Source organism: Psychrobacter sp. PG1 (assembly GCF_014897815.1).
GTDB lineage: Bacteria > Pseudomonadota > Gammaproteobacteria > Pseudomonadales > Moraxellaceae > Psychrobacter.
Genome location: NZ_JABUZG010000084.1, coordinates 277,940 through 291,698 on the forward strand (window position 1 = coordinate 277,940; position 13,759 = coordinate 291,698).

Consider the following 13,759-nt stretch of genomic DNA (forward strand, 5'->3'; position numbering starts at 1 on the left):
GTGAGCCAGCCATTTCGCTCAGCCGATATTCGTCAAGCTTTTATCGATTTTTTCATAAGCAAGCAGCACACCCCCGTCGCCTCATCGAGTTTGATTCCACACAATGACCCGACATTGCTATTTACCAATGCCGGTATGAATCAGTTTAAAGAAACGTTTTTGGGTATGGAGCCACGTGATTATACCCGTGCGGTGACCTCGCAGAAGTGCGTACGTGCTGGCGGCAAGCATAATGATTTGGATAATGTCGGTTATACGGCGCGCCATCATACGTTCTTTGAAATGCTTGGCAACTTCTCGTTTGGCGATTATTTTAAGCAAGCCGGTATTGGCTATATTTGGGAGTTTTTAACCTCGGACGAATGGCTTGCGATTGATAAAAATCGCTTGTATGTGACCATTTATGAGACCGATGACGAAGCCTTTGATATTTGGCATAAAGACATCGGTATTCCTAGCGAGCGCATTATTCGTATTGGCGATAATAAAGGCGCGCCTTACGCCTCAGACAACTTTTGGACGATGGGCGATACCGGTCCTTGTGGTCCTTGTACTGAAGTCTTTTATGATCATGGTGCCGATATCGAAGGCGGTCTACCGGGCACACCTGAAGAAGATGGCGACCGTTATATCGAGATTTGGAACTGCGTCTTTATGCAGTTTAATCGTCAAAAAGACGGCTCTATGCTACCGCTACCAGCGCCAAGCGTAGATACTGGCATGGGACTTGAGCGTATCAGCGCCATCATGCAAGGCGTCCATGGCAACTACGAGATAGATTTATTTGTACATTTGATGGATGCGGCGGCTGAGATTTTAGAGATTGAAAACCAGCAACAATCGTCATTAAAAGTCATCGCTGACCATATTCGCGCTGTTTCATTTTTGATTGCTGATGGCGTGACACCAAGCAACGAAGGTCGTGGTTATGTACTGCGCCGTATCATTCGTCGTGCGGTACGTCATGGCAATAAACTTGGTGCTGACAGTGAGTTTTTCTATAAAATGGTCGCGCCTTTGGTTGCTGAAATGGGTACGGCGTATCCTGAGCTAAAAGATAAGCAAAGCGTCATTGAAAATGCCATTCAAAAGGAAGAAGCACAGTTTGCCAAAACTTTGGCACAAGGCTTACGTCTACTTGCCAGCGAGCTGGAAGGTCTAAAAGATGGCGACACGTTATCTGGGGAAGCCGCATTTAAACTGTACGATACTTATGGTTTCCCGGTCGATTTGACTGCGGATATCACTCGTGAGCGCGGTATTGTTATTGATGAAGCTGAATTTGATGAGCATATGCAAGCGCAACGTGAGCGTGCTCGTGATGCTGGCAAATTCGACGTTGATTATAGCAGTGTCATTCAAGTAGAAAACCCAACGACCTTTATCGGTTATGAGCAGCTTGCAGAAGATGGCGTGACGATTGATGCGCTGTATCAAGATGGCAATCCAGCAGCCAGCTTAGCTGAGGGCATGGAAGGCGTCGTGGTACTTGACCGTACACCGTTTTATGCTGAAGGTGGTGGTCAAGTTGGTGAGCTTGGCGAAATCCGCACTGCAACTGGCGTTTTTGAAGTGCAAGATACCAAAAAATCTGGTCAAGCCATCATCCATTACGGTGTCGTGACCATGGGTGACATTAACACCAAACAAACAGCCGATGCGCAAGTCTTGTCCAGCATCCGTGCGGCTAGTGCCAAAAACCACTCTGCCACGCATTTATTGCATGCCGCATTAAGAGAAGTATTGGGTGATGAAGTCACACAGAAAGGCTCATTAGTATCAAGCGAAGTCTTACGTTTTGATTTCTCGTATGACAAGCCTGTCAGCACTGCTGAAATTACGCGTATCGAACGCTTAGTCAATGAGCAAATTCAAGCCAACACCCCTGCTCGCATCGAGAATATGTCTATTGACGAAGCGATGAAACAAGGCGCTATGGCATTGTTTGGCGAAAAATATGGCAGTGACGTTCGTGTCTTAACCATGGGCACTGACAGTATCGTCGATGGTCAGCGCAAGCCCTTCTCTATTGAGCTTTGTGGTGGTTTGCACGTTAAACGTACTGGTGATATCGGTGTGCTAAAAATTACCAGCGAATCAGGTATTGCTGCTGGCATCCGCCGTATTGAAGCTGTCACTGGCATGAATGCGATTAAAAACATTCAGCAAAGTGAGCAGCAGCTGAGCGAGCTTGCCAGTCAGCTAAAAGTGAAACGTCCTGAAGTGGCACAGCGCGTACGTACCATGGCGGATAAGCAGCGCGAACTTGAGAAACAACTGGAGCGCTTAGAGCAAAAAATTGCCAGCGCCCAAGCAGCCAATTTACTCGATGAAGTGCAGACCATCGCAGGCACGCCGGTGCTTATCAGTACCTTAAGCGGTATCGACGGCAAATCTATCCGCACCCTGATGGACGATATTAAATCTAAACTTCCTGATGGCGTGATTGTATTGATTGGTGATAAAGACGAACAGTTAGCCCTAGCTGCAAGCGTGGCAAAATCAGTCACCGCTAAAGTAAAAGCTGGTGATATCATTCGTCATTTGGCAGGTGAGCTGGGCGGTAAAGGTGGTGGTAAGCCAGATTACGCACAAGGCGGCGCGCCAAAGTCTGGCAACAGTACCGCGGTTATCAACGCCCTACCTGCTTGGATTGAAACTCAGCTTAGCTAGTCCTGAAAAAAACATGAATACAGCGCATCACTTGGGTCTACTACGCATAAGATACGCGATTGGTTATAACGGTTATAACCAATCGCCATGTATCTAAGCGCTACGGGCACTTAACGTTGTGACGTAGATATGATATAAAGGTCAACGTTTATATGCATCGTGCGTGCATTACCTAGTCAGCACTACTGAATACATAAACGAAAAGCATGGGCGCAATTCTTATAATACGGCTTTATCTATACAAGCATTGATTGAGCGTCACATCCGCATATTGGCTCTCATTGATGATAATAAAAGGCCATTAATGAATAATAGGTAGATTTTTATGGCGTTAATAGTACAGAAATACGGCGGCACCTCGATGGGCAGTATCGACCGCATCAAAAACGTCGCCAAACGAGTCAAACGCTGGCATGACAACGGTCATCAAATAGTTGTTGTCGTCTCTGCTATGAGCGGCGAAACCAACCGTTTGATTGATCTAGCACGCCAAATTAGCACTCAGCCTGATCCCCGTGAATACGACCAAATGGTCTCAACCGGTGAGCAAGTATCGATTTCATTGCTTGCTATGGCGATTAAAGAGCTTGGTGTAGGCGCTCGTTCATTTACTGGTCGTCAAGTCGCGATTAAAACGGACAATGCCCACAATAAAGCCCGTATCGAAAGCATCGATGACAAAAATATCCGTGAGCAACTTGATGCAGGCAATGTCGTCATCGTCGCAGGCTTTCAAGGTATTGATGACGAAGGCAACGCGACCACATTAGGGCGCGGCGGCTCTGATACCACAGGTGTCGCTATTGCTGCTGCCTTGGGTGCTGATGAATGTCAGATTTATACCGATGTTGATGGCGTTTATACCACTGACCCTCGTGTAACCTCAAAAGCCAAAAAACTTGAAAAAATTACCTTTGAAGAAATGCTGGAGATGGCAAGTCTTGGCTCTAAGATTTTACAGATTCGTTCGGTAGAATTCGCGGGTAAATATGGTGTACCACTGCGCGTATTATCTAGCTTTGATGAAAACAACGATGGTAGCTTCGACCAAGAATTTCAAGACAATGTCGGCACCTTAATTACGATAGACGAAGGAGACAATATGGAACAGGCAATCATCTCAGGTATCGCTTTTAATCGAGACGAAGCAAAAATAGTCGTGCGCGGTGTACCTGATCATCCTGGTATTGCCTCTGCTATCCTAAGCCCGATTGGTCGTGCCAATATTGAAATTGATATGATAGTGCAAAACCTCTCTACCAATGGCACCACCGACTTTACTTTTACTGTCAACCGTACTGACATGGACAAAACCATGAAAGTACTGGAAAATGAAGTCAAAGATGAGATCGGTGCTAAAGAGATATTGGCTAATGATGAAGTCGTTAAAGTCTCTTTAGTCGGCGTCGGCATGCGCTCTCATGCTGGTGTTGCGAGCCTCATGTTCCAAACGCTTGCTGAAAACAATATCAATATTCAAATGATATCAACCAGCGAAATCAAAGTGTCTGTCCTTATCCAAGAACAGTATTTAGAAAAAGCCGTTAAATCACTACATACCGCATTTGGTCTGGATCGTGAAGATGGCGAAAGTAAAATCGCTGGGCTATAACTTATTTTAAAACGCTTAGAATAATCGATTTAGCATTAACAGTTATGCATTAAGTCAGTATCAATTACTTTCAACAATGTATTAATTTAAATAGGGTCTTTTTAGATCCTATTTTTATTTTTTATTATTGCTAGGGTGAGTATTTACCCAATAGTTTTGTGAAAACCCGTGACAGTCTCTGTTATGCCCCCTATAATGGGGCTTTCATTTGGGCTAAATGAATCTACCTATCATTACCGCTATTGGCACAATAGTAAGCATTGTGGTTGTCATTGATACATTGTCTTTCTAGTGCTGCGGTAATGTCCTGCAATTGAGAAGTAATCTGATGAGTAATAATTTGTTGATGCGACATAAGGAGTGTGACGCATGTTAATTTTGACACGCCGCGTGGGCGAAACGCTAATGATTGGTGATGAGGTCAGTGTGACGGTCCTAGGTGTCAAAGGCAATCAAGTACGTATCGGTGTCAATGCACCGAAAGATATTGCCGTACACCGCGAAGAGATTTACCAACGTATTCAGCATGAGCGTTCTGTACAGTCGCAAATGCAACATCTTGAGCAGGGCAATTTTGCGCCTTCATTTGATGACGAAGACTATTTCAATCGCTAAGTTACATACTTTCACTTTTTAATCTGCTCTGAGGTCATTTATTTATGAGTATCCGCCAATCAGATGTATCGGCTCTACTTAATGGTTTGGATAAAAAAGCCATTGGATTCAATGATGTCATCAGTTTTATTGATGATTTTTATCGCTACGCACCTGCCCCGTTTGTGAACGGTATGGTACACAATGCAGCTGGTGAAAATGAAGGTAGTGCGAAAATTTTTGGCTTTGCCAAGCACCATGGTCTGAACCAATTGGACACGCTAAAACTGTTTGGCGAGCATTATGCCAAAGTTCAAGCAACTCCTAACGGTACTGACCATGCCAATATCCGCAATTTTTTACATTGGGGCTGGCAAGGGTTTTTGATGCAAAAAAACCCATTAACGGTTCGCCCTAGTGTTGATACGACGGCGCTTTAAAAAATTATTAAATAAGAAAAGGCCACGCTGATTAGCGTGGCCTTTTTTATGTGCTTCATTTTTTATTAGAAAATTTAGCCATCAGCCTATTTATCACGAAACTTGACGGGTTGGACTGCGCCTTTCGGATTAGGCATGTTTGGATAATGATGCTCATGCTCGACATCACATTCTGCCCCGACGATAGAACCATCGTCTTTGACTGGCTTATGAATATAGCCTGTGCGCTCAGCAGGTGGTAGATGCTCGTGCTCCCACACCATCACCGCTTGCATACAGGTCTCGCGCTGCTCAGCGGTCAGCTTGCGACCATCAGGCCACTTACCCAACTCAATCGCCATGCGGAATTTATCCACCACTTCTGGCGTTAAACTTGCTAATATCGTTTGCTTATCCATCCTGCCTATTCTCCACTACTATTTTTTATAACATATTTTTTATAACGTTTTTATATAAAAGAGACACTTATTCGTCGTCCATAATATCATCATCCACGTCAAGACTGAATTCCTCAGCATGGACGTTCCAGTGCAATTTAGTGCGACAAGCTTCATAAAAATCAAACCCTGGCGGGTGCAATAAAGTAAGCTTATCTGGATGCTTACGAATATAGAGCCGTTGCTCCTGCTCAAGTGGCACGCTTGGCTTGCCGTCGGCACTGACCATCGGCTGAGTGCGATTGTCTTCATGAATGCGAATGCATACTTCGCTATTACCGCTCACCACAATCGGTCTGCTAGACAGCGTATGGGGATGCATGGGCACCAAACAGATAGCATCCATACTCGGATGAATAATGGGACCGCCGCCAGAGAGTGCATAGGCCGTTGAACCGGTAGGCGTTGCTGCAATCAAACCATCACTATGCTGACGATAGACATCTTGACCATCGATTTTCATCTGAAAATCAATCATATGAACCGATTTTCCCGCATGCAATACGATATCATTGAGCGCCATGTCTTCATGAATGATAGTACGCCCTTCTCGTATCTCCATCGTTAATAGAAAACGATGATCCAACTGATAATCACCCATCAGGACTTGGCGCAATTTAAACGCCGCTTCATCAGGTTTTACATCCGCCAAAAAACCAAGCCGACCACGGTTGACGCCAAATACAGGCACACGGTAGCGTGCCAACGCTTCAGCCGCGTGCAATATCGAGCCATCACCGCCAACAACGATGACCAAATCACAAATCTCACCAATCAAACTACGCTTAACGATTTTGACCTTTTCAATCTCAGTAAGGTTCAAAGTGGGCAAGTTCGCCGTTTGCACATCCATAATCAATGTGAGATTCATCTCATTGATAGTCTGGGCAATTTGTACCAAACTTTGAGTGACACTACGTTTACCAGCGCGGCCCATAAGCCCAATACGCCTAAAAGCAGGGTTTTTGATAGCGTGGAACAGCTCTGATTCATGTAAGTGCGGCAATCTTGCGGATTGCGCTGAGTTTTCCATAAAACGACTCGGCATAACGGTAAATTACTCGCCAATGATAGCGATAAACGAGCGTTTAGACTAGCATGTTTATGAATTATCGTTGTTAACTGTCGTAATCAACCCCATATAAAAGCCATCGCACGTTACTCTTAAACGTGTTTGTTTAGCTAGGCAATACGCCAAAATACATCAACTAATAATAGCTCTATAAGGTCGTGAAGCCTTGATGGCTGTCACGTAAACACAGTTGACAATAATGGCGGTTTTGCTAAAGTAGCTAGCATCATTATTATTTATATTTTATTAAGGACAACTTTATGGCCAATCCTATTGTCAGTCGCGCAGAACTTGCGATCGGCGGTAAGCCAATGACGGTCAAGGGCGTGATTCAAAAGACCAGTCTATTACTTGGATTATCTGCGATCACTGGTGTGGGCTTTTTCTTTTATGCCCTTATGGCAGGTTTGTCGCAAGGCTTTATCACGATGGCTGCCTTCGGCAGTATGTTTGCTGCTTTTGGTCTCGCGCTTTTTATCACTTTTAAACCTCATAAGGCCAAAACCTTTGCGGTGCCTTATGCACTGTTAGAAGGCATATTTTTAGGCGGCATCTCGCTGTTCTTTATGCGGATGTATCCGAGTGTACCAGTGACCGCTATGTGTGCCACTTTTGTGACGGCAGCCGTTATGCTAGGGCTATATCGCTCAGGTCTGGTCAAGGTGACTGAAAAGTTCCGCTCAATTGTGACTTCAGCATTGATTGCAATTATGCTGGTTTATGTGGCGCAATGGGTACTTTCTTTAGCGTTTGGTTCAAGCTTACCGTTCTTATTTGAAGGTGGTGCTATCGCTATCGGCTTTAGCTTATTTGTGATTATCATCGCTTCTTTCACGCTGTTATTAGACTTCGATAATATCGATCGCGGTGTGGCAATGGGTGTCTCTGAAGACTACGAATGGTTATTCAGTATTGGTATTCTTGCCACGCTCGTATGGATGTACATTGAATTTATGCGTTTGCTAAGCTACTTGCAAGACTAATCTAAATATTATTTAACAGTCATTTAAATAAAAAAACCGCCTTGGCTATTCATATAGTTAAAGGCGGTTTTTTTATGGGTAAAGTTAAATACTTATGATAGACATACTGTTTGGAAAAATGTGAGCAGCAAGGAAGATGAGTCTCAGTACTACATTAGTAGGCTAAGTAAGTATGGCGCAGCTAATCGTTTTTTTGAATAGGTATTAAGCACGCTTTAAGCGCAGCGCATTTAAGACCACAAACAATGAACTTAATGACATACCAATAGCAGCCAGCCAAGGTGGCACATAGCCTAACGCTGCTGGTATTAGCACACTGCCATTATAAATCAGTGCCCAGCGGAAGTTTTGTTTGATAATACGTTCCGTTTTATCAGAGATACGCTTAGCCGCAGTAATAGCGTCGATTTGACCATTTAAGATAATACTGTCACTCGATACTTGTGCCAAATCTGCCGCCCCCGCAATAGAAGTCGAGACATCTGCTGCGGCTAGCACTGGCGCATCATTAATACCGTCTCCCACCATCAACACTACGCCACCTTCCGCCTGTAGTTTTTGAATGTGAGTAACCTTGTCTGTTGGCGATAGACCATTGTAAGCAGAATGCATCCCTAAGCTTTCAGCCAATACCAGCGCTTGCGGGCTTGGGTCACCAGTCAACATAACTGTCTCAATACCCAACTCTTTAAGCGTATCGAGCATGGCTTTGGCACTATCACGCACCTTATCATTGAAATAGAAGCATGCCAGCGCTTGCCAAGTGACCGAGTCATTTTGTTGACAAGATAAAACCACTGCTGAGCTGGCGCGCTGTGATACTAAATCAATGACCATATCATTATCAGCATCGTTTAACGCAAAATCCACATGACCAATTCGATATAATACGCCATCAATCATTGCCTCGACACCGCCTGCTGGATAATGCTGTAAGGCCTGCGTCGATGGCAAATGCAACTGATAGGCAGCGGTAAGCAGCGCGTGTGCAATAGGATGACGGCTCCCTACTTCTAGAGCCGCAGCGATGGCTAATACCGTATCTTTTTGCTCATCTGTAGCCGTTGCAATATCATTATCTTTAAGCAGCTCAATATTTAATAAATTCGGCTTACCATAAGTTAAAGTGCCTGTTTTATCAAAGGCGACATGAGTGATTTCCGCTAAAGTTTGTAGCGTATGTCCACGCGTCGTCAAAAAGCCATAGCTTGCCAGTCGATTGGTCGCGACCGTCAGCGCAATCGGTGTCGCTAAAGACAGCGCACAAGGGCAAGTCGCGACCAATACCGCGACCGTAGCCCAAATCGCTTGACTTGGGTCAACGATATACCAACCAATGAATACCAAGACAGACAATACCAAAATACGCGCCACAAACCATCGTGCCAGCTTGTCTGCTTGCTGTGCCAGTTTGGGCTTTTCACTCATGGCACGGTTCATCAGCCGATCAATTAAGCCAATTTGGCTGTCTGCTGGCAATGCTGTGACCAGCATCTCAAACGGTTGGCTATCGTTTTGTGCACCGCCGACGATATAGTCACCTTGGCTCTTGATAATCAAGTCGCCCTCACCCGTCAATAGGCTTTGCGACACGGTAGCAGTCTGGCTCAGCAAAATACCATCGCTGATGATTTCAGAGCCAGCCTCAACTAAAATGATATCACCCACTTGCAAACTATGGGCGGTGACCATTTGTTTTTCTTTTGCCTCATCTGCTGTTGTTGATATGGCTGATTTTTGAGTACGCGTGCGTTGCCAGTCTTGTGCAATTTTTGATGTGAGCTGATGAACATTGGCATCCATGCTTTGCATAAAATTAGGCGTTGGATTGGCTGATGTGCTCGCCTCATTTGTATCCAAATTACTGACTTGATTGCTCACGTCTTCATTTATAGCTGTTTTCTTGAGCTCATTTTTCTTTAACTGCTGTAATATAAGCTCGGCGGCTTCTTTATCTTCCGCAATTTTTTGTACCAGTACTGGCTCAACCACAACCAAGTCATTGGCCATGGTGGCGGCTTTTAGGCGGGCATTATGCTCAATGTAACGCCCTGCCAGTAAAAAGAAAATAAACATACTGACCGAATCGTAATAGGTTTCCCCTTGCCCAGTGATGGTGGCATATAGGCTCGCGAAAAAAGTCACAATCAGCGCGATGCTGACGGGCACGTCCATATTGACTTGACGGGCACGAATTGCCGACCACGCTGAGGTAAAGAACGGGACACCCGCATAGAAGAAAACGGGCGTACTGACAAATAAAGACACCCAGCGCAAAAAATCACGCTGAAATATTAGCATATCGCTGTATTCACCAAAATAGATGGCAACGGCATACATCATCGCTTGCATCGAGCCCAACGCGGCAATGCCAAGACGTATCAGCATTTGGTTGTTATGACGCGCCAGCATCGCCTCATGCGTATCTTGACGATAAGGCTTGGCTTCATAGCCGATTTCATTAATGGTGGCAAGAATACGGCTGATCGGCAGCTTATCCTCGTTCCAAATCACACGCATACGCTGATTGGTCAAATTCACCTGACATTTACTGATACCCTCTAACTCATCGAGACGCGACTCAATTAGCCAAGTACATGCCGCGCAGCGTAGGTTATTGACGGACAGCTCTGCAACCGACAGTCCGTCTTGAGCATAGACGAATTGTGATTTGATCTCGTCATGGTCATACGCCTCAAGGCGAGTCAACTGCGTCGGTAGACTTGCCGTACGATTAATCTCTGAGCGGTCCAAGTAATACTGCTCAAGCCCTGCCTCTACGATGCTTTGAGAGGCTAACTGACAGCCCATACAGCACATCTCACGCGGCTTACCCAATATCTTGGCATGGAACGGCGGCTGCGGTACAGGATCACCGCAGTGGAAACAGTGACCTGCGAGTGGCAGTACTAAACCTTCGATGATAGAGTTATCTTCATAATGCTGGCTGGTGGTCGATGCCATTGATGATGGGACATTGGACATAATCGCGCTTACTTCCTTTAGACAGGTTTGCTCGAACCTTATTCGCTTTAAGTAAACTTACTATCACTAACGAGACTCAACGCCTATGCAGAAGACTTATCTAAAACAGCTATTTTAAATAACTTTCAGCACGGCTCACAAAAAATAAAACAATAACAGTAGCGGTTAATTCATAAAAAACACATCGTTGGCGCGTCTCTAAACTGCTATCGTGCATGGCTATGTGACATGGTTACATGGTGACATGAAGCTAATATGACACTTATATAACAATGATACTGCCAATCTAAAGCTTTTAATGCTTTGTTAGCAATGACCGTGTTTTAACAGAGATTATACTATAAGCAAGTGCTGTGAAGAGCATAACGACTCACAGCTTAAAATCAATGAATGCCTGCGTTGACGATGATAGATTGAAAAATTTGTCAATTTGCGTCATTATGAGGCAGTTTTTTATACCAAAATGGTGCGACATCAGTGCAAACATCCAATTCCAAGTTACCAAATACCAAGTTAACACAGTCCTCTAAATCTGTTAACCACACGCTCCCTTCACAGCAGCGTGGGTTGGTATTTAGTAGTCTTATCTTAATTGTCATTATTGCTGGCATGGTGCTCTTGGCGCTATATTTAATCAAACTTGATCGCACCATTACTCATAAGTTTGAGGGTAAGCGCTGGGATATTCCTGCTAAAGTGTATTCGCAGCCGCTTGAATTGTATCAAGGCGCGAGTGTCGACAAAGATACGATGAAGACATGGCTGGAGTTGCTGAACTATCAAAGCAACAAAGCTTATGATCGCACAGGAACCTATCATAGATCAGGTAATACCTACTTTATTCATACTCGCGGTTTTACTTATAGCGCCAACGATGTGGATAAAGAGCAAGTCATAAAAATGACCATTGCTGGTAACAAGATTGAGTCCGTACAAAGCACTTTGCCTGCCAAAAGCGGCATCATTCGCTTAGAGCCGGTGAGTATCGGTGGTATTTATCCTGACAGTAATGAAGATCGTTTGGTCGTCTCGTTAGATGAAGTACCACAACCACTCATTGATGCGTTAATAGCCACGGAAGACCGTGCGTTTTATGAGCACAAAGGCGTCTCTATACGAGGCATTGCACGTGCCGTACTGAACAACTTCTCTGGTGGCTCTAGACAAGGCGGCTCGACCATCACTCAGCAGCTGATTAAAAACTTCTATCTCAATTCAGACCGTACGCTGAAGCGCAAAGCCAACGAAGCGTTAATGGCAGTATTGCTCGAGCTACATTATAGCAAAGATGAAATTCTACAAACGTACCTCAACGAGATTTATTTGGGTCAAAACGGCAACCGCTCTATTAATGGTTTTGGCTTGGCATCACAGTTTTACTTTGATAAACCACTGAATGAGCTGCGCTTGGATCAGCAAGCCCTGCTAGTCGGTATGGCAAAAGGCCCGAGTATCTACAACCCACGTCGCCATCCAAACGACTCAAAAGCGCGCCGTGACGTCGTGCTGGGCAACATGCTGGCCGTTGGCTCACTCAGTCAAGAAGACTATGAAAAAGCGCTAAAGCAGCCACTTGGTGTTGTGGACAAACCTGTCGAAGGCAAAAGTCAATTCCCTGACTTTTTGGATATCGTCAAGCGCGAGCTGAATACCGTGTACTATTCTGATGACCTCAAAAATGAAGGTCTTATCATTATCAGTACTTTAGACCCTATTGCACAATTAGCCGCAGACAAAGCGGTTGATAGAAAATTGGGTGAGCTGCGTCGTAATAGTAGCAAAACCAAAGACTTGCAAGGTGCCTTAGTGAGTGCCAATCCTGAGACTGGTGAGCTGGTATCTGTAGTGGGCAGTGGCAGTGAATTTACCGGCTTTAACCGTGCGGTCGATGCCAAGCGCCAAGTGGGTTCGTTATTGAAGCCTATTATTTATATGACAGCGCTTGAAAGTGGGCGCTATAATCTTGCAAGCTCAGTCGATGACTCACCGATTACCGTCAATCTAAGCGATGGTACTAAATGGAACCCCAAGAACTATGACAATCGTGACCATGGTTATGTGCCATTTACCACTGCTTTATCAAAGTCTTATAACCAAGCAACGGTACGCTTAGGTATGGAGTTTGGGGTCGATACCTTTGCCAAGCAGTTACAGCGCATGGGAATCAAAGAAAAAATACCACCTTATCCATCAGCATTGTTAGGTTCTGTTAATCTTAGCCCAATGGACATGCTTGGTGTCTATCAAGTCTTTGCAACTGGTGGCTTCCGTACGCCTATCCATAGTATTCGCACCGTCATTGATGACCGTGGTCGTATTTTACAACGTACTGGACTCAACACTCAGCGTAGTATTCCGCCTGAGACCAATTTCTTAATTAACTATGCTTTACAAGATGTGGTCAAAAACGGTACTGCCAAACGCGTGCAATCACTTGGTAGCAATCTAAATCTTGCTGGCAAAACAGGTACCACAAATGATTACCGCGACGCTTGGTTTGCAGGCTACAGTGGCAACTATGTCAGTGTGGTTTGGGTTGGCCGTGATGATAACAAGCCAATTGGTTTAAGCGGCGGTACTGGCGCATTGCCAGTTTGGGTTGACTATATGAATCGCTTGAAACTGACGCCTGTGGCACTACCAGAGCCTGAAGGTATTGAATGGTTGTGGTTAGAGAACAACTCAGGCAAGTTGTCTAATGAGCGCTGTGCAGATGCACGCTATCTGCCTGTCCTGTCGGCATATTTACCAGAAGAAGCCAGCAGTTGCGCTGTCGGCTTATATCAACAAGATCGTGCTCGTGAACAAAACCAGCAGCGCCGTAGTGAAGGTTTAGAGATTCCAAATGGCGAAGCTGTTGATAGCGACAACCAGGAAAACAGTGATGGGTCAAATGGTAATGATGCAGAAAGTCGTGCCGATACTTGGTATGATCGTGCCGTTGAATGGTTCTAAAGTTATTT

The 13,759-nt window shown here is 44.9% G+C and carries 8 protein-coding genes and 1 pseudogene; 6 read left to right on the forward strand and 3 right to left on the reverse strand.

What is annotated here, in order from left to right:
• The 4 genes and pseudogenes from alaS to INT03_RS14355 all read left to right on the forward strand — a co-directional run bounded on the left by alaS (position 1) and on the right by INT03_RS14355 (position 5,319).
• Positions 1-2,673, forward strand: a complete 2,673-nt coding sequence (gene alaS / locus INT03_RS14340) for an alanine--tRNA ligase (RefSeq protein ID WP_193009460.1) — start codon at positions 1-3, stop codon at positions 2,671-2,673.
• 325 nt (positions 2,674-2,998) lie between these two features.
• A complete protein-coding gene (locus INT03_RS14345; RefSeq protein ID WP_055124395.1) occupies positions 2,999-4,285 on the forward strand; it encodes an aspartate kinase in 1,287 nt (428 codons plus the stop codon).
• A gap of 369 nt (positions 4,286-4,654) precedes the next feature.
• A pseudogene (gene csrA / locus INT03_RS14350) lies at positions 4,655-4,822 on the forward strand (carbon storage regulator CsrA); the annotation flags it as partial.
• Positions 4,823-4,944: 122 nt separating this feature from the next.
• Positions 4,945-5,319: a HopJ type III effector protein gene (locus tag INT03_RS14355; protein ID WP_045445094.1), complete on the forward strand. Its 375-nt coding sequence runs from the start codon at positions 4,945-4,947 to the stop codon at positions 5,317-5,319.
• Between the two features lie 86 nt (positions 5,320-5,405).
• Here the strand turns inward: INT03_RS14355 and INT03_RS14360 are convergent, their stop codons facing one another.
• The gene (locus INT03_RS14360) at positions 5,406-5,717 is read right to left on the reverse strand and encodes a YeaC family protein (protein WP_045451872.1); all 312 of its coding nucleotides are present in this window, start codon (positions 5,715-5,717) and stop codon (positions 5,406-5,408) included.
• A 67-nt stretch (positions 5,718-5,784) separates the two neighbouring features.
• Entirely contained in the window at positions 5,785-6,789 is a 1,005-nt protein-coding gene (locus INT03_RS14365; RefSeq protein ID WP_226950210.1) for an NAD(+) kinase, read from the reverse strand.
• 299 nt (positions 6,790-7,088) lie between these two features.
• Between INT03_RS14365 and INT03_RS14370 the strand changes: the two genes are divergently transcribed.
• The gene (locus INT03_RS14370; RefSeq protein WP_045445091.1) at positions 7,089-7,811 is read left to right on the forward strand and encodes a Bax inhibitor-1/YccA family membrane protein; all 723 of its coding nucleotides are present in this window, start codon (positions 7,089-7,091) and stop codon (positions 7,809-7,811) included.
• A gap of 204 nt (positions 7,812-8,015) precedes the next feature.
• On the opposite strand, the gene INT03_RS14375 is transcribed toward INT03_RS14370, so the two are convergent.
• Entirely contained in the window at positions 8,016-10,796 is a 2,781-nt protein-coding gene (locus tag INT03_RS14375; RefSeq protein WP_193009462.1) for a heavy metal translocating P-type ATPase, read from the reverse strand.
• Positions 10,797-11,273: 477 nt separating this feature from the next.
• Here INT03_RS14375 and mrcB point away from each other — a divergent pair, with 477 nt between their 5' ends.
• Positions 11,274-13,751: a penicillin-binding protein 1B gene (mrcB, locus tag INT03_RS14380; protein ID WP_060490725.1), complete on the forward strand. Its 2,478-nt coding sequence runs from the start codon at positions 11,274-11,276 to the stop codon at positions 13,749-13,751.
• The last annotated feature ends 8 nt before the right edge of the window (positions 13,752-13,759 follow it).